The sequence below is a fragment of the Enterobacter sp. Li2LvB3 genome, assembly GCF_056156645.1.
In genome coordinates, this window is the sequence record NZ_JBSICG010000006.1 from 74,964 (window position 1) to 92,495 (window position 17,532).

General features: G+C 53.9%; 18 protein-coding genes. 11 read left to right on the forward strand and 7 right to left on the reverse strand.

Translation table 11 applies throughout. The features are described 5' to 3' along the window. The first annotated feature begins 82 nt into the window (after positions 1-82). From ACS603_RS06955 to pdxK, 6 genes are all read left to right on the forward strand, one after another. Complete coding sequence (locus tag ACS603_RS06955) at positions 83-1,096, forward strand: sulfate ABC transporter substrate-binding protein (RefSeq protein WP_474943999.1); 1,014 nt, start codon at positions 83-85, stop codon at positions 1,094-1,096. After that, positions 1,096-1,929 carry a sulfate/thiosulfate ABC transporter permease CysT gene (gene cysT / locus ACS603_RS06960; RefSeq protein ID WP_315686378.1) on the forward strand — a complete coding sequence of 278 codons (834 nt, stop codon included), beginning with the start codon at positions 1,096-1,098 and terminating at the stop codon, positions 1,927-1,929. The genes ACS603_RS06955 and cysT overlap by 1 nt, the downstream gene beginning before the upstream one ends. Further along, complete coding sequence (gene cysW / locus ACS603_RS06965; RefSeq protein WP_182061946.1) at positions 1,929-2,804, forward strand: sulfate/thiosulfate ABC transporter permease CysW; 876 nt, start codon at positions 1,929-1,931, stop codon at positions 2,802-2,804. Before cysT ends, cysW begins: the two co-directional genes overlap by 1 nt. After that, the gene (gene cysA / locus ACS603_RS06970; RefSeq protein WP_474944000.1) at positions 2,794-3,888 is read left to right on the forward strand and encodes a sulfate/thiosulfate ABC transporter ATP-binding protein CysA; all 1,095 of its coding nucleotides are present in this window, start codon (positions 2,794-2,796) and stop codon (positions 3,886-3,888) included. The genes cysW and cysA overlap by 11 nt, the downstream gene beginning before the upstream one ends. A 115-nt stretch (positions 3,889-4,003) precedes the next feature. Then, entirely contained in the window at positions 4,004-4,915 is a 912-nt protein-coding gene (gene cysM, locus ACS603_RS06975; protein WP_315686377.1) for a cysteine synthase CysM, read from the forward strand. 5 nt (positions 4,916-4,920) lie between these two features. Beyond that, on the forward strand, positions 4,921-5,757 hold the full coding sequence (gene pdxK, locus ACS603_RS06980) for a pyridoxine/pyridoxal/pyridoxamine kinase (protein ID WP_474944001.1): 837 nt from the start codon (positions 4,921-4,923) through the stop codon (positions 5,755-5,757). Between the two features lie 44 nt (positions 5,758-5,801). On the opposite strand, the gene crr is transcribed toward pdxK, so the two are convergent. The 5 genes from crr to cysZ all read right to left on the reverse strand — a co-directional run bounded on the left by crr (position 5,802) and on the right by cysZ (position 10,595). Next, positions 5,802-6,311: a PTS glucose transporter subunit IIA gene (gene crr, locus ACS603_RS06985; RefSeq protein ID WP_003861316.1), complete on the reverse strand. Its 510-nt coding sequence runs from the start codon at positions 6,309-6,311 to the stop codon at positions 5,802-5,804. Between the two features lie 40 nt (positions 6,312-6,351). Continuing rightward, positions 6,352-8,079 carry a phosphoenolpyruvate-protein phosphotransferase PtsI gene (ptsI, locus tag ACS603_RS06990; RefSeq protein WP_182061942.1) on the reverse strand — a complete coding sequence of 576 codons (1,728 nt, stop codon included), beginning with the start codon at positions 8,077-8,079 and terminating at the stop codon, positions 6,352-6,354. Between the two features lie 44 nt (positions 8,080-8,123). After that, positions 8,124-8,381, reverse strand: a complete 258-nt coding sequence (gene ptsH, locus ACS603_RS06995; protein ID WP_000487600.1) for a phosphocarrier protein Hpr — start codon at positions 8,379-8,381, stop codon at positions 8,124-8,126. Between the two features lie 317 nt (positions 8,382-8,698). Continuing rightward, positions 8,699-9,670 carry a cysteine synthase A gene (cysK, locus tag ACS603_RS07000; protein WP_182061941.1) on the reverse strand — a complete coding sequence of 324 codons (972 nt, stop codon included), beginning with the start codon at positions 9,668-9,670 and terminating at the stop codon, positions 8,699-8,701. A gap of 163 nt (positions 9,671-9,833) precedes the next feature. Beyond that, positions 9,834-10,595 carry a sulfate transporter CysZ gene (gene cysZ, locus ACS603_RS07005; RefSeq protein WP_182061940.1) on the reverse strand — a complete coding sequence of 254 codons (762 nt, stop codon included), beginning with the start codon at positions 10,593-10,595 and terminating at the stop codon, positions 9,834-9,836. A gap of 230 nt (positions 10,596-10,825) precedes the next feature. Between cysZ and zipA the strand changes: the two genes are divergently transcribed. The 3 genes from zipA (at position 10,826) to ACS603_RS07020 (ending at position 14,096) form a co-directional block, all read left to right on the forward strand. After that, positions 10,826-11,794: a cell division protein ZipA gene (gene zipA, locus ACS603_RS07010; protein ID WP_474944002.1), complete on the forward strand. Its 969-nt coding sequence runs from the start codon at positions 10,826-10,828 to the stop codon at positions 11,792-11,794. Between the two features lie 69 nt (positions 11,795-11,863). Continuing rightward, positions 11,864-13,879, forward strand: coding sequence for an NAD-dependent DNA ligase LigA (ligA, locus tag ACS603_RS07015; protein ID WP_474944003.1), 2,016 nt, complete (start codon positions 11,864-11,866; stop codon positions 13,877-13,879). A gap of 1 nt (position 13,880) precedes the next feature. Beyond that, entirely contained in the window at positions 13,881-14,096 is a 216-nt protein-coding gene (locus ACS603_RS07020) for a DUF3820 family protein (RefSeq protein WP_182061937.1), read from the forward strand. Here ACS603_RS07020 and ACS603_RS07025 read toward each other — a convergent pair. Then, on the reverse strand, positions 14,093-15,088 hold the full coding sequence (locus tag ACS603_RS07025; RefSeq protein WP_315686371.1) for a bile acid:sodium symporter family protein: 996 nt from the start codon (positions 15,086-15,088) through the stop codon (positions 14,093-14,095). The two genes, ACS603_RS07020 and ACS603_RS07025, sit on opposite strands and share 4 nt — an antisense overlap. Before the next feature lie 89 nt (positions 15,089-15,177). Here ACS603_RS07025 and ACS603_RS07030 point away from each other — a divergent pair, with 89 nt between their 5' ends. Continuing rightward, positions 15,178-16,119, forward strand: a complete 942-nt coding sequence (locus ACS603_RS07030; RefSeq protein ID WP_474944004.1) for a LysR family transcriptional regulator — start codon at positions 15,178-15,180, stop codon at positions 16,117-16,119. On the opposite strand, the gene ACS603_RS07035 is transcribed toward ACS603_RS07030, so the two are convergent. Then, positions 16,110-16,454 carry a FlxA-like family protein gene (locus ACS603_RS07035; RefSeq protein WP_474944005.1) on the reverse strand — a complete coding sequence of 115 codons (345 nt, stop codon included), beginning with the start codon at positions 16,452-16,454 and terminating at the stop codon, positions 16,110-16,112. The genes ACS603_RS07030 and ACS603_RS07035 overlap by 10 nt on opposite strands. 204 nt (positions 16,455-16,658) lie before the next feature. On the opposite strand from ACS603_RS07035, the gene xapA reads away from it, so the two are divergent. Further along, positions 16,659-17,483 carry a xanthosine phosphorylase gene (xapA, locus tag ACS603_RS07040; protein WP_182061933.1) on the forward strand — a complete coding sequence of 275 codons (825 nt, stop codon included), beginning with the start codon at positions 16,659-16,661 and terminating at the stop codon, positions 17,481-17,483. Positions 17,484-17,532 lie beyond the last annotated feature (49 nt).

Consider the following 17,532-nt stretch of genomic DNA (forward strand, 5'->3'; position numbering starts at 1 on the left):
GGTATATAAAACCGTTACTCCTTTCGTACTCGTTATAAATATTATGACCATTAGATAGTCATCACATTTATAAGGGTGCTCAATGGCCGTTACTGTACTGAAAAAAGGAACTCTGGCGCTGGCAGGTTTACTGCTGGTGGCACAGGCGCAGGCAACTGAGCTGTTGAACAGTTCTTATGATGTGTCTCGCGAGCTGTTTGCCGCCCTGAACCCACCGTTTGAACAGCAGTGGGCGAAAGAGAACAACGGCGACAAGCTGACCATCAAACAATCTCATGCGGGCTCGTCCAAACAGGCGCTGGCGATCCTTCAGGGCCTGAAAGCGGATGTGGTGACCTATAACCAGGTGACGGACGTGCAGATCCTGCATGACAAAGGCAAGCTGCTCCCGGCGGACTGGCAGAGCCGTCTGCCGAATAACAGTTCCCCATTCTACTCCACCATGGGTTTCCTGGTGCGTAAGGGCAACCCGAAAAATATCCACGACTGGAACGACCTGGTGCGTTCTGACGTAAAACTGATTTTCCCGAATCCGAAAACCTCCGGCAACGCACGTTATACCTATCTGGCGGCGTGGGGCGCAGCGGACAAAGCTGACGGTAACGATAAAGCCAAAACCGAGCAGTTCATGACCCAGTTCCTGAAAAACGTCGAAGTGTTTGATACCGGCGGTCGCGGCGCGACCACCACCTTCGCGGAACGCGGTCTGGGCGATGTGCTGATCAGCTTTGAATCGGAAGTGAACAACATCCGTAAACAGTACGAAGCGCAGGGCTTTGAAGTTGTTATCCCGAAAACCAACATCCTGGCCGAGTTCCCGGTAGCGTGGGTGGATAAAAACGTTGCAGCCAACGGTACAGAGAAAGCGGCGAAAGCCTACCTCAATTATCTGTACAGCCCGCAGGCGCAGACTGTTATTACTGATTACTACTACCGTGTGAATAACCCGGAAGTGATGAACAAACTGAAGGACAAATTCCCGCAGACCGAACTGTTCCGCGTGGAAGACCATTTCGGCTCCTGGCCTGATGTGATGAAAACACATTTTGCCAGTGGCGGTGAGTTAGACAAATTGCTGGCGGCGGGGCATAAGTAATGTTTGCAGTATCGACTAAACGCGTGCTGCCGGGCTTTACCTTAAGCCTCGGAACCAGCCTGCTGTACGTCTGCCTGATTTTGCTTTTGCCGCTCAGCGCGCTGGTGATGCAGCTTGCGCAGATGAGCTGGGCGCAGTACTGGGAAGTGGTCACCAACCCTCAGGTGGTGGCGGCCTATAAAGTGACGCTGCTGTCAGCGTTTGTCGCCTCCATTTTTAACGGCGTGTTTGGCCTGCTGATGGCGTGGATTTTAACCCGCTACCGTTTCCCGGGCCGCACGTTGCTCGATGCGTTAATGGATTTGCCCTTTGCCCTGCCGACGGCGGTAGCCGGTTTAACCCTGGCATCGCTCTTTTCCGTGAACGGTTTTTACGGCGAATGGCTGGCGAAGTTTGATATCAAAGTGACCTACACCTGGCTTGGTATTGCCGTGGCGATGGCCTTTACCAGTATTCCGTTTGTGGTGCGTACCGTTCAGCCTGTTCTGGAAGAGTTAGGCCCGGAATACGAAGAAGCGGCAGAAACGCTGGGCGCTACGCGCTGGCAGAGCTTCCGCAAAGTGGTACTGCCAGAGCTGTCTCCGGCGCTGCTGGCGGGTGTGGCGCTGTCGTTCACCCGCAGCCTCGGTGAGTTCGGTGCGGTGATTTTTATCGCCGGGAACATCGCCTGGAAAACAGAAGTGACCTCGCTGATGATTTTTGTGCGTTTGCAGGAGTTCGATTATCCGGCGGCGAGCGCGATTGCTTCGGTGATCCTTGCGGCCTCGCTGCTGCTGTTGTACTCGATTAACACTCTGCAAAGTCGCTTTGGTCGACGTGTGGTAGGTCACTGATGGCGGAAGTTACGCAATTGAAGCGATACGATGCACCCCGTATCAACTGGGGTAAATGGTTTCTGATTGGGGCGGGCGTGCTGGTTTCCGCCTTTATTCTCGTCGTGCCGACGATTTATATCTTCGTTCAGGCGTTCAGCAAGGGGTTGATGCCTGCGCTGGAAAACCTGGCGAACCCGGATATGCTGCATGCCATCTGGCTGACCGTACTGATTGCATTGATCACCGTGCCGGTGAACCTGGTGTTCGGTACGCTGCTGGCCTGGCTGGTGACGCGCTTTAACTTCCCGGGACGTCAGCTGCTGCTGACCCTTCTGGATATCCCGTTTGCAGTGTCACCTGTGGTGGCCGGTCTGGTTTATCTGCTGTTTTACGGCTCCAATGGCCCGCTGGGTGGCTGGCTTGATGAACACAACCTGCAAGTCATGTTCGCCTGGCCGGGCATGGTGCTGGTGACGGTGTTTGTGACCTGTCCGTTTGTGGTGCGCGAGCTGGTGCCAGTGATGTTAAGCCAGGGCAGCAATGAAGACGAAGCGGCGGTACTGCTGGGCGCATCTGGCTGGCAGATGTTCCGTCGCGTCACGCTGCCAAACATTCGCTGGGCGTTGCTTTACGGCGTGGTGTTGACCAATGCCCGTGCGATTGGCGAGTTTGGCGCGGTGTCGGTGGTATCCGGCTCTATCCGCGGCGAAACCTTGTCGCTGCCGTTACAGATTGAGTTACTGCAACAGGACTACAACACCGTCGGTTCCTTTACCGCCGCAGCGTTACTGACGCTGATGGCTATTTTGACCCTGTTTTTGAAGAGTGTGGTGCAGTGGCGTTTAGAGAATCAGGAAAAACGTCAGCATCAGGAGGGAAATCATGAGCATTGAGATTGCCAATATTAAGAAGTCTTTTGGTCGCACCCAGGTGCTGAATGATATCTCGCTGGATATCCCTTCCGGACAAATGGTGGCTCTGCTGGGGCCGTCTGGTTCCGGTAAAACCACATTGCTGCGTATTATCGCCGGGCTTGAGCATCAGACCAGCGGGCACATCCGTTTCCACGGCACTGACGTGAGCCGTCTTCATGCCCGCGACCGTAAGGTTGGCTTTGTGTTCCAGCATTACGCGCTGTTCCGCCATATGACGGTGTTCGATAACATCGCTTTCGGTTTGACTGTGTTGCCGCGTCGTGAACGCCCGGATGCCGCCACCATTAAGGCGAAAGTCACCAAACTGCTGGAGATGGTACAGCTTGCCCACCTGGCAGACCGCTTCCCGGCTCAGCTGTCTGGCGGGCAGAAGCAGCGTGTCGCGCTGGCGCGTGCATTAGCTGTTGAACCGCAAATTCTGCTGCTGGATGAACCCTTCGGCGCGCTGGATGCGCAGGTGCGTAAAGAGCTGCGTCGCTGGCTGCGTCAGTTGCATGAAGAGCTGAAGTTCACCAGCGTCTTCGTGACCCACGACCAGGAAGAGGCGATGGAAGTGGCCGACCGCGTAGTGGTGATGAGCCAGGGGAACATTGAGCAGGTTGATGAACCAGAACAGCTCTGGCGTGAACCGGCGACCCGTTTTGTGCTGGAGTTTATGGGCGAAGTGAACCGCTTACAGGGCACCATTCGCGGGGGACAATTCCATGTGGGTGCGCACCGTTGGTCTCTGGGCTATACCTCTGCGCATCAGGGGCCGGTCGATCTGTTCCTGCGCCCGTGGGAAGTGGATGTGAGCCGTCGCACCAGTCTCGACTCACCGCTGCCGGTGCAGGTTCTGGAAGCTAGCCCTAAAGGTCACTACACCCAATTGGTAGTACAGCCACTGGGCTGGTACACCGAACCTCTGACTGTGGTTATGCGTGATGAAGAGCCGCCGTTCCGGGGCGAGCGTCTGTTTGTTGGCTTGCAACATGCGCGGATTTACCACGGTAATGAACGTATTGAAACGCGCGAGGATATTGCTCTGGCGGAGTCAGCCTGATAGGTTAAGGTCACGTAGTTTTGCCGGGTGGCGCTGCGCTTACCCGGCCTACAATCATGCTCTCTGTAGGCCCGGTAAGCGAAAGCGCCACCGGGCTTTTTATTGGGCAACGAGCATGAGTACATTAGAACATACCATCGGCAATACTCCTCTGGTCAAACTTCAGCGCATGGGGCCGGACAACGGCAGCGAAATCTGGGTCAAACTCGAAGGCAATAACCCGGCGGGCTCTGTCAAGGACAGAGCGGCATTGTCGATGATTGTCCAGGCGGAAAAACGCGGCGAGATTAAGCCCGGTGACGTGCTGATTGAAGCGACCAGCGGAAACACGGGGATCGCACTGGCGATGATCGCCGCGCTGAAAGGCTATCGCATGAAGCTGCTGATGCCGGACAACATGAGCCAGGAGCGCCGGGCCGCCATGCGAGCCTATGGCGCGGAGCTGATTCTGGTGACCAAAGAGCAGGGGATGGAAGGGGCGCGTGACTTAGCGCTGGAGATGGCCGAACGCGGCGAAGGAAAGCTGCTCGATCAATTCAATAACCCGGATAACCCGTACGCACACTACACCACCACCGGCCCGGAAATCTGGCAGCAAACCGACGGGCGCATCAGCCATTTTGTCTCGAGCATGGGGACTACGGGCACCATTACGGGGGTTTCCCGTTTTCTGCGTGAGCAGGCTAAACCCGTTACCATTGTTGGCCTGCAGCCGGAAGAGGGGAGCAGTATTCCCGGTATTCGCCGCTGGCCTGCTGAATACATGCCGGGGATTTTTAACGCGCAGCTTGTGGATCAGGTACTGGATATTCACCAGCGCGAGGCGGAAAATACCATGCGCGAGCTGGCTGTCCGTGAAGGTATCTTCTGCGGTGTCAGTTCTGGTGGCGCGGTAGCGGGCGCGATCCGGGTTGCACAGGCAAATCCGGGCGCAGTAGTGGTGGCGATTATTTGCGATCGCGGAGATCGTTATCTGTCTACCGGTGTCTTTGGCGAAGAGAGTTATTCGCAGGGGGCGGGGATTTAAGCATCATGGAGATGGTTTTATTTCGGGACACATCCCGGGCGCAGCAAACCGATATTGTCGCGGTGCAGTCACAGGTAGTGTACGGCAGCGTGGGTAACAGCATTGCGGTGCCGAACATCAGAACGCATCAGCTAAACGTCACCGCTATACCGACGGTCCTGTTCAGCAACACGCCGCACTACGATACCTTCTACGGCGGAGTGATCCCCGACGAGTGGTTTAGCGGCTATCTTAAAGCGCTGGAAGAGCGTGACATCCTGCGCGAGTTAAAAGCGGTTACCACCGGTTATATGGGCAGCGCCAGCCAGATTGCATTGCTGGCCCAGTGGCTCAACGCCATTAAGGTGCAGCATCCTGATTTACTGGTGTTGGTCGATCCTGTGATTGGCGATACAGATAGCGGTATCTATGTTAAGTCCGACATTCCAGACGCCTATCGTCAGCATTTGCTGCCGCTGGCGCAGGGGATCACACCAAACGTGTTTGAGCTTGAAATCTTAAGCGGTAAACCGTGCCGGACGCCTGAAAGCGCCATTGAGGCTGCGCAGGGGCTGTTGTCAGAGACCCTGAAATGGGTGGCTATCACCAGCGCCCCGGTGGCTGGCGATCCTGAAAACATTCATGTTGTGCTGGTGACCAAAGAGAGCGTAACGGTAAGCGCGCACCCGCGCGTAGAGACCGATTTGAAAGGTACAGGGGATCTGTTCTGCTCTGAACTGGTGAGCGGCATTGTCGAAGGCAAAACGGTGGCGGATGCAATTCGCCGTGCGGGCGATCGCGTCACGGACGTGATGACCTGGACGCAGTCGAAAGGGTACGACGAGCTTATCTTACCTGCATAAACAAAAATGGCGCCCGAAGGCGCCATTTTTCTGTGCGGCAAGAATTACTTCTTGATGCGGATAACCGGGGTTTCACCCACGGTAACGCTGCCAGACAGTTTGATCAGTTCTTTGATTTCGTCCATGTTGGAGATAACAACCGGAGTCAGGGTAGACTTGGCTTTCTCTTCCAGCAGAGGCAGATCGAATTCAATGACCGGGTCGCCAACTTTAACGCGCTGGCCTTCTTCCGCGATACGTTTGAAGCCTTCGCCTTTCAGTTCAACGGTGTCGATACCGAAGTGAACGAACAGTTCGATACCGCTATCAGATTCGATAGAGAACGCATGGTTGGTTTCAAAAATTTTACCGATGGTGCCGTCAACTGGAGCAACCATTTTGTTGCCAGTTGGTTTGATAGCAATGCCATCACCAACGATTTTCTCAGCAAACACTACATCCGGCACGTCTTCGATGTTGACGATCTCGCCGGAGAGCGGAGCAACAATCTCAATAGTTCCGGAGTCTTTCTTATCATCAGAAACCAGAGATTTCAGTTTATCGAACAAACCCATGATCTTCTCCTAAGCAGTAAATTGGGCCGCATCTCGTGGATTAGCAGATTGTTTTTTCTTCAATGAACTTGTTAACCAGCGTCATTAACTCGTCCGTTGTCGGTTGAGCAAGAGCTTGCTCTGCTAATACCTTCGCATCTTCGAAGTTCGTGTTACGGATAATCTTCTTAATGCGTGGGATGGAAATGGCGCTCATAGAGAATTCGTCCAGACCCATACCCAGCAACAGAAGTGTAGCACGTTCGTCGCCTGCAAGCTCACCACACATGCCAGTCCATTTACCTTCTGCATGAGAAGCATCAATAACTTGCTTAATAAGCGTCAGTACGGACGGTGACATTGGCTGGTAGAGATGTGAAATCATATCATTACCACGGTCAACTGCCAGGGTGTACTGCGTTAAATCATTGGTTCCGATACTAAAGAAATCAACTTCTTTGGCTAAATGACGCGCAATGGTCGCCGCAGCAGGTGTTTCCACCATCACGCCAACTTCGATGGTTTCATCAAAGGCTTTACCTTCGTCACGCAGTTCCTGTTTGTAGATTTCGATCTCTTTCTTCAGTGCACGCACTTCTTCAACAGAGATGATCATCGGGAACATGATGCGCAGTTTACCGAAAGCGGAAGCACGCAGGATAGCGCGAACCTGGTCACGCAGGATCTCTTTGCGATCCATGGCGATACGCACTGCACGCCAGCCCAGGAACGGGTTCTCTTCTTTCGGGAAGTTCATGTACGGCAGTTCTTTGTCGCCACCGATATCCATAGTACGGACGATAACTGCCTGAGAGCCACAGGCTTCAGCAACAGCTTTGTACGCAGCAAACTGCTCTTCTTCAGTTGGCAGCGCGTCGCGGTCCATGAACAGGAATTCAGTACGATACAGACCTACACCTTCCGCACCGTTGCGCTCAGCGCCGTCAACGTCACGTACGGTACCGATGTTTGCGCACACTTCTACCTGATGGCCGTCCAGCGTAATGGCTGGCAGGTCTTTCAGTTTAGCGAGTTCCGCTTTCTCGGTGGCAACCTGCTCCTGAACGGCACGCAGTTGCTCGATCTCTTCGTTAGTTGGGTTGACGTAAACCAGGTTGTTTACGGCATCCAGAATCAGATAGTCGTCGTTTTTCACCTGCGCAGTGACGCTACCGGTGCCCACGATGGCTGGCAGTTCCAGTGAACGCGCCATGATAGAGGTGTGGGAGGTACGTCCGCCTGCGTCAGTGATGAAACCCAGCACCTTTTTCAGGTTCAGCTGTGCGGTTTCAGACGGCGTCAGGTCAGCGGCAACCAGGATAACTTCGTCCTGAATGGAGCTCAGATCGATGATGGCCAGACCCAGGATGTTGCGCAGCAGGCGCTTACCGATGTCACGTACGTCAGCCGCACGTTCTTTCAGGTATTCGTCATCCAGTTCTTCCAGGGCAGTCGCCTGACCTTCGATAACTTCATGTGCAGCCGCATCGGCCGTCATGCCTTTATCTTTAATCAGGGCTATGATTTCCTGCTCCAGCTCCTCATCTTCGAGCAACATGATGTGCCCTTCGAAGATGGCTTCTTTTTCTTCACCGAAAGTTTCGCCAGCTTTAGTTTTGATCGCTTCCAGTTGCGAAGATGCCTTGGCACGACCGCTCAGAAAACGTTCAACTTCCTGATCAACCTTGTCGGCAGAAATTTTTTTCCGGTCAATGACGATTTCGTCTTCTTTCAGCAGCAGTGCTTTGCCGAAAGCGATACCCGGGGATGCTAAAATGCCTGAAATCATAACCCTACCTTACTTGTGACTGATATTGAAAAGAACCCGGAAACTTACTCGAGCTCAGCCATCAGTTTTACCAGATGCTCAACTGCTTTCTGCTCGTCTTCACCTTCCGCAGAGATGGTGACTACGGTACCTTGAGTCAGGCCCAGAGTTTGCAGTTTGAACAGGCTTTTTGCGCTAGCGCTTTTGCCGTTGGAAGTCACAGTGATTTCAGAAGTGAAGCCTTTCGCTTCTTTAACAAACTGAGCAGCAGGGCGGGTGTGCAGACCGTTCGGAGCGGTAATGGTAACTTCTTGCTGGAACATTGTATTTCCCCAACTTATAGGTTTAGTGTTGTGGAACTAAAGTCTAGCCTGGCGACTGAACTTTAGCCTGTATTGTTAGCGCTGACGTTTCGATCGTCATTAAACATTATGCAGTGAAAGCAAGACTTGAACCAAATCATAAAATCGATTCAGCAAGGCTATTTCGTTCACCGATTAATTTCACGCATCAAAATAATTGCTGGTTTAAATACCAGACCCAACGAGGTGAATCAATGCCAGGAGGGGTAAAAGTTTGAAGCAGGCCACAAAAAAGCACCCAGAAAGGTGCTTTTTTACGCGTTTTTAACATGCTGGCATTACTGTTGCAGCTCTTTCTCAGTGAAGAGATCGGCAAACAGTGCAGTGCTTAAGTAACGCTCACCTGAGGAAGGAAGGATAACCACAATATTCTTGTTGGTAAAGGTTTCATCTTCCAGAAGTTTGAGTGCAGCCGCAACAGCGGCACCGGAAGAGATACCAGCCAGAATACCTTCTTCATCCATCAGACGACGGGCGGTAGAGATGGCTTCGTCGTTGGTAATGGCAACAACCTTATCGATCAGCTTCAGATCCAGGTTACCTGGAATAAAGCCTGCACCGATACCCTGAATTTTGTGTGGGCCAGGTTTGAGCTCTTCACCCGCCAGCGCCTGGGCAATAACAGGGGAGTCGGTTGGCTCTACAGCAACGGTAATCAGGTCTTTTTTACCTTTTGTGCCTTTAATGTAGCGACTAACACCGGTCAGCGTACCGCCGGTACCCACGCCAGAGATAAACACATCAACCTGGCCGTCAGTATCTTCCCAGATTTCCGGGCCGGTGGTTTTTTCGTGAATTTCAGGGTTGGCCGGGTTACTAAACTGCTGAAGCAGCAAGTATTTTGCCGGATCGCTTGCGACAATTTCCTCAGCTTTCTGGATGGCGCCTTTCATACCTTTAGCGCCTTCGGTCAGAACCAGGTTTGCGCCCAGCGCTTTCAAAAGCTTGCGACGTTCAATACTCATGGTTTCAGGCATGGTTAGCGTCAGCTTGTAGCCGCGCGCGGCTGCAACGTAGGCCAGTGCAATACCGGTGTTGCCGCTGGTTGGCTCAACCAGTTCAATGCCCGGCTTCAGAACGCCACGTTTTTCAGCATCCCAAATCATGTTTGCACCGATACGGCATTTTACGCTGAAGCTTGGGTTACGGGATTCGACCTTCGCCAGAATGCGTCCATTACCGATACGGTTCAGTCGAACCAGGGGCGTATGACCGATAGTCAGCGAGTTGTCTTCATAAATCTTACTCATGGCCTGTCCTTAACTGTATGAAATTGGGATACCGACCCAGCATACCTGCTGAATAAGTATGGGGAAGTAAGGAATTCGCATATCTATATGCTGATGAGAAATAATGCCATCCAGTATGGAATAAGGGGTGGCATAAGCCACCCCTTGTTTACACATTTTTGCATTACTTCCATAACGCGTGTTTAGCGCGATAGCAGTCCACCCACATCGCCGTTGCGCCACAGACGGCCACCGGCATGATGAACAGGTTGAGAACCGGGATCATGGTAAACAGGCTGGTCAGAGCCCCGAACTGCATGTTCGCAACTTTCTGGGTGCGCAGGGCAGTGCGCATCTCTTTAAATGGCACTTTGTGGTTATCGAACGGGTAATCACAGTACTGGATTGCCAGCATCCAGGCGCTGAACAGGAACCACAGTACCGGGGCCACCGTCTGGCCGATGCCAGGTACAAAATAAAGGATAAGCAGCACAATCGCGCGCGGCAGATACCAGGCCAGTTTCTGCCACTCGCGCTTCATGATGCGCGGAATATCTTTCATGACTCCCAGCACGCCGGTATCTGGCGGTGTGGCACCGGTAAGACGCGCTTCTAATTGTTCTGCCAGCAGGCCATTAAAAGGCGCGGCTATCCAGTTGGCAATTGTCGAGAAGAAGTAGCCAAACACCAGCAGCACCGAGATAACGACAATAGGCCACAGCAGATAGCTTAACCACTGTAGCCAGTCCGGGACGTGGCCCATGATGGCCGGAACCCAGCTTTCCAGCTTCGTGAACAGCCACCAGAACGCGCCGCCCATCAAAATGATGTTGATTAACAGAGGCAAAATCACGAAGCGGCGGATGCCAGGCAGAGAAACGAGTTTCCAGCCCTGAGAAAAATAGTGAACGCCGCTGCGAGGGGCGGATGTTGATGTTGAAACCATGACCAGGCTGTACTCCTTTTTTCACAACCAGTGGAATTGCACGACTATATTATCCAGTTACGGACCAATGACCAGTTCGGAAATGTTCGAAAAAACAGCAAAAAGCACGATTTAACTCATCTTTATGCTGTGAATGCTCTGCACGCACTTGCACTTGACGTCAACGGCAAATACTCTTAGTGAGTAAATGTTTGCCGTGGTGGCAAGGTGTTAGAACAACAGAGAATATAATGATGCAGGATTTGCGTCTGATATTAATCATTGTTGGCGCGATCGCCATAATCGCTTTACTGGTACATGGTTTCTGGACCAGCCGTAAAGAACGTTCTTCTATGTTTCGCGATCGCCCACTGAAGCGCATGAAGTCCAGTCGTGACGAAGATGACGGTGAAGACGACATCGACGATAGCGAAGACGACGGCGTGGGTGAAGTTCGCGTTCATCGGGTCAATACTACTGCGCCCGGCGCAGGCCATGGGGAGCATGAAGCACCTCGCGCCGCGCAGCACCAGTATCAACCGCCGTATGCTTCTGCACAGCCGCGCCAGCACGCGCCGCAGCCTGTAGAAGAGCCGGTACGTCAGCCGCCGCAACAGCCTGTCCATCAGCAGCCTGCAGCACCGCAGCCAGTTCAACAGCAATCTGTGCAACAGCCTCAGCAGCCGGTACATCAACCGCAGCAGCAGTCTGTTCATGTGCAACCTGCGCCGCAACCCGCGCCACACGTTGAGCCTGAACCTGTTGTTGAAGAAGCCCCTGTGGTTGAAAAACCGCAGCGTAAAGAAGCCGTTATCATCATGAACGTGGCCGCGCATCATGGCAGTCACCTGAATGGTGATGTGCTGCTTAACAGCATTCAACAGGCTGGCTTCAAATTTGGCGATATGAATATTTTCCATCGCCACCTGAGCCCGGACGGTAGCGGCCCTGCGCTGTTCAGCCTGGCTAACATGGTGAACCCTGGCACGTTTGACCCGGAAATGACCGGTGATTTCGTGACGCCGGGCGTAACTATCTTTATGCAGGTGCCGGCTTACGGTGACGAACTGCAAAACTTTAAGCTGATGCTCCAGTCTGCTCAGCACATTGCCGACGAAGTGGGTGGTGTGGTGCTTGACGACCAGCGTCGCATGATGACGCCGCAGAAACTGCGCGAGTATCAGGACCGCATCCGCGAAGTTAAGGAAGCCAACGCGTAATTTCTGCGTTAACTTCAACTCCTCCTCAACCCCCGCATGTCGGGGGTTTTTTCTCATTGATGGTGCGATATGGACTCAATCGAACAACAACTGACTCAACTGCGAACCACGCTTCGCCATCATGAATATTTGTATCATGTTATGGACGCACCGGAGATCCCGGATGCGGAGTACGACCGCCTGATGCGCGAGCTGCGTGAACTGGAAGCGCAGCACCCGGACCGCATTACGCCAGATTCCCCCACGCAACGCGTGGGCGCTGAGCCGCTGGGTGCGTTCAGCCAGGTACGCCATGAAGTGCCAATGTTGTCGCTGGATAACGTTTTTGATGAAGAGAGCTTCCTGGCGTTCAACAAGCGCGTGCAGGACAGGCTGAAAAGCAGCAATACCCTGAGCTGGTGCTGTGAGCTGAAGCTTGATGGTCTTGCCGTCAGCATTCTCTATGAAAACGGCTTGCTGGTACGAGCTGCCACCCGTGGCGACGGTACAACCGGTGAGGACATCACCACTAACGTCCGTACCATCCGCGCCATTCCGTTAAAGCTGCGGGGCGAGAACATCCCGGCCCGTCTGGAAGTACGTGGAGAGGTATTCCTGCCGCAGGCAGGCTTCGAAAAGATCAACGAAGAGGCGCGTCGCACCGGGGGCAAAGTCTTTGCAAACCCGCGTAACGCAGCCGCAGGCTCTCTGCGCCAGCTGGACTCCCGTATCACCGCGAAGCGACCGCTTACTTTCTTCTGCTATGGCGTGGGAATTCTGGAAGGCGGTGAACTGCCTGATACCCATCTGGGGCGTCTGCTGCAATTCAGGGAGTGGGGATTGCCGGTGAGCAATCGCGTGCAGCTTTGCGACTCCCCCGAGGCGGTGCTGGCGTTTTATCACAAGGTGGAAGAAGACCGCCCAACGCTCGGCTTTGATATCGACGGTGTGGTGATTAAGGTCAACTCACTCGAATTGCAGGAACAGCTCGGTTTCGTGGCCCGTGCGCCGCGCTGGGCGGTGGCCTTCAAATTCCCGGCGCAGGAGCAAATGACCTTTGTCCGCGATGTGGAATTCCAGGTGGGCCGTACCGGGGCGATCACGCCTGTGGCACGTCTTGAGCCGGTCCAGGTTGCCGGGGTGCTGGTCAGTAATGCCACGCTGCACAACGCCGATGAGATTGAGCGTCTGGGTCTGCGTATTGGCGACAAAGTGGTCATCCGCCGCGCGGGTGATGTGATCCCGCAGGTGGTGAACGTTGTCGAATCAGAGCGTCCTGACGATACGCGCGCCATTGAATTTCCAACCCATTGTCCGGTGTGTGGATCGGACGTTGAGCGTGTGGAAGGCGAAGCGGTGGCGCGTTGTACCGGCGGACTAATTTGCGGTGCCCAGCGTAAAGAAGCGCTGAAACACTTCGTGTCGCGTCGGGCGATGGATGTTGACGGCATGGGCGATAAAATTATCGATCAGCTGGTCGAGAAAGAGTATGTCCACACCCCGGCGGATCTGTTTAAGCTAACGGCAGGTAAGCTGACCGGCCTTGATCGCATGGGGCCAAAGTCGGCGCAAAATGTGGTGAATGCGCTGGAAACAGCAAAAGAAACCACCTTTGCGCGCTTCCTCTATGCACTGGGCATTCGTGAAGTGGGCGAGGCGACAGCAGCAGGGCTTGCGGCCTACTTCGGTACGCTGGAGGCGCTGGAAAAAGCGACTCTCGACGAACTGCAAAAAGTCCCGGATGTTGGCATTGTGGTTGCCACGCACGTCTTTAACTTCTTTGCCGAAGAGAGCAACCGTGAGGTGATTGGCAAGCTGCTGGAAGAGGGTATTCGCTGGCCTGCGCCAGTGGCGGTGAATGCAGAAGAGATAGACAGCCCATTCGCCGGTAAAACGGTCGTGCTGACCGGTAGCCTGAGCCAGTTGTCGCGTGATGATGCCAAAGCGCGTCTGGTGGCGCTGGGGGCAAAAGTGGCGGGCAGTGTGTCGAAGAAAACCGACCTGGTGATTGCCGGAGAAGCGGCGGGCTCGAAGCTCGCCAAAGCGCAGGAGCTGGGCATTGCGGTTATCGACGAAGCCGAAATGCTGCGCCTGTTAGGAGAGTAATGTGGAAAAAGAACAGCTTATTGAGATCGCCAACACCGAGATGCCGTTCGGCAAGTATAAAGGCCGCAGGCTGATTGATTTGCCGGAGGAGTATCTGCTGTGGTTTGCCCGTAAGGACCAATTCCCGGCAGGGCGGCTGGGTGAGCTGATGTCCATCACATTACTGATCAAAACCGAGGGGCTGACGCAATTGGTTCAGCCCCTGAAACGCCCTTAAGCTTTCGCGGCGCGGGTCTCTTCCTGCGCCTGCTTTTCTGCCTGATGCTTGTAGCGACGCGCCAGCACAGCGCAGACCATGAGCTGAATCTGATGGAAAATCATCAGCGGCAGCACCATCATCCCAATGACTGATGTCGGGAACAGAATGTTGGCCATCGGGATACCGTTCGCCAGACTCTTTTTCGATCCACAGAAGACAATCGTGATTTCATCCGCTTTATTGAAGCCGCATTTGCGTGCGACGACGGTGTTGACGACAATCACAATCGCCAGCAGCACAATGCTGACAACAACGATAAACAGTAACGACCCCACGCCAACCTTGTGCCAGATGCCGTTCACAACGGCTTCACTGAATGCGGAATAGACCACCAACAGAATCGAGGTCTGGTCGGTTTTCGAGATCCATTTCTTGTGCTTCGCCACAAACGCGCCAGTCCACGGGCGAGAAAGATGCCCAAGCACAAACGGCAGCAGCAGTTGCAAGCAGATTTTACCCACTTGTTCCAGGTTACCTTCCGCACCGTGCATATTCATCAGCAGACCGACCAGCAGCGGGGAGACAAAAATCCCCAGCAGGCTTGATGCCGAGGCAGAACAAACTGCCGCGGCGACGTTGCCGCCAGCAAGCGAGGTAAACGCAATGGCAGACTGTACAGTCGCGGGCAGAATGCACAGATACAGGAAACCGGTATACAGCGCAGGATCGACATTCACAGGTGCCCACCAGGCAAACAGCACGCCAAGGATCGGGAACAGAATGAAGGTGCTGCACATCACCCACAGGTGAAGCCGCCAGTGGCTACCGCCGGCGATAATGGCTTCACGGGACAGCTTGGCTCCATGCATAAAGAACAGCAGGGCGATAGCTGCGGTCGTTAAACCCTCAAAGAAAGGGACGAAGCCGCCGCGTGCCGGGAAAAAAGAGGCCAGTAAGACGGTGACGATAAGGGTAAGCGTAAACGGATCAAGGATACGAAAGAGTTTCATAATGACTCCTGAAAACAGATTTCGCTATTGTGCTTTTTTCTGTTTGAGAAATAAAATTGATTTATTGCATCCATTCATGAAAAAAAAAGATGAATTATTCCTTACGTCAGCTTCGTGTCTTTGTGACCGTGGCACATGCCCGTAGCTTTAGCCGGGCAGGAGAAATAATCGGTTTGAGCCAGTCGGCGGTCAGCCATAGCGTGAAAGAGCTTGAGATGCAGACCGGAGTGCGACTGCTCGACAGAACCACGCGAGAAGTGGTGCTCACCGATGCCGGTCAACAACTGGCTTCCCGGCTGGAAAGGTTACTGGACGAACTGAACACCACGCTGCGGGATGTGGGCCGGCTCGGGCAACAACTTTCCGGCACCGTAAGAGTGGCGGCCAGCCAGACAATCTCTGCACATCTTATTCCGCAGTGCATTGCCGAAAGTAATCATCTCTACCCGGATATTGATTTTGTTCTCCATGACCGCCCACAGCAGTGGGTACTGGAAAGCATTCGCCAGGGGGAGGTGGATTTTGGGATCGTTATCGATCCCGGTGCCGTGAGCGATCTTGAAAGCGAAGTCGTGCTTTCGGAGCCGTTTTTGCTGTTATGCCGGGACGACGATCCGCTGGCATCGTTGGCGGAGGTAACATGGCAGGCGCTGGAAGGGGCGGATCTTGTGCTTCAGGACTATGCGTCGGGGAGTCGACCGCTGATTGATGCGGCGCTTGCGGAGCAGGGCATCAACGCAACGATAGTGCAGGAAATCGGTCATCCTGCCACGCTGTTTCCGATGGTTGAGGCGGGGATAGGTATTAGTGTGTTACCCGCACTTGCGCTGCCGCTGCCTCAGGGAAGCCATCTGACAGTGAAACGGTTTACACCGACTATCGACCGAAAACTGATGCTGGTCAGGCGTAAAAATCGCTCTATCTCCGGTGCGGCACTCGCCATCTGGGAAGTGGTGCGTATGCAGGCTCAGCAATTAACCGCAGCACGGATACGCGACCCACTGTTTAACCCAACCGATTATCAGATGTAGATATCAATCTGATGTTCTGCGGACGGTTTATTCACGCCTTCTTCAACGGCCTGCTGAACCGGGCTTTGCTTCGGAGCGGACTCTTCAGCTTGCTGGCGCTGAAGTGCCTCCATCTGAGCCTGTAACATCGCCAGTTGCGACTCAAGCATCTCCTGCTGCTTTTGTTTTTCTTCCGTGGTGCCATCACCCGATGCCACCTCTTTTAACTGCTGGGTGGCTTTCGTTATCTGTTTGGCCAGACGCGAAATTTGAGAAGCAATGTCATTACCACCGGAGCTATTATCAGCGCTGCCGATTTCCATCGCTGACAAAGATACTGCCTTGAGGGTTGTCATATAAAGATCCTTTTCGCCATAAATAAGGGATATCGGCACGGTGAGCAATAGCTTGAGGCCAGCCGGAGGACGTGGCCGAAGATATCGATACTGAAACAGTATTGATAACCCTGCAAAAGTGTATTGGTGATACACCCCAGGCTCCAGATATAAGACAAAGGTCATGCGATCTGCTATCGCAATCTTTGTCCTGAAGGAGCCTCTATGACCCTCTCAAATAATCCCTGGTACTGTGCGGATATCATTCACGCCCACAAACCAAATTTCACGCCACGCGTTGCTTTTATCCTGGGCTCTGGCCTGGGCGCGCTGGCAGAACAAATTGAAGATGCCGTGGCTATCTCGTATGCGAAATTACCCGGTTTCCCGGTCAGTACTGTACATGGGCACGCGGGGGAACTGGTATTAGGCCATCTTGCCGGAGTTCCGGTTGTCTGTATGAAAGGTCGCGGTCATTTCTATGAAGGCCGTGGAATGACCATCATGACCGACGCGATCCGCACCTTCAAACTGCTGGGCTGCGAGCTGCTGTTTTGTACCAATGCGGCAGGCTCTCTTCGCCCGGAAGTCGGGCCTGGTAGCCTTGTTGCCCTGAATGATCACATCAACACCATGCCCGGCACGCCGATGGTGGGGTTAAACGATGAGCGTTTCGGTGAGCGCTTTTTCACCCTGGCAAATGCTTATGACGCGCAATTCCGTGCTGTGCTGCAAACCGTCGCGGCTGAAGAGGGCTTCCCGCTGAGCGAGGGGGTATTTGTTTCCTACCCAGGCCCAAATTTCGAAACGGCGGCAGAGATCCGCATGATGCAGATTATCGGCGGTGATGTCGTGGGCATGTCGGTGGTCCCGGAAGTGATTTCCGCGCGACACTGCGACCTGAAAGTAGTTGCTGTGTCGGCAATTACGAATCTGGCCGAAGGGCTGGGCGATGTGAAACTGTCCCACGAGCAGACGCTGGCGGCTGCTGAACTCTCGCGGCAGAATTTCATCAATCTTATCTGCGGCTTCCTGCGCAAAATCGCCTGATAAAAATACGTGGCTCTGAAAAGGGGCCACACCCTGCGAAAAGGAACAG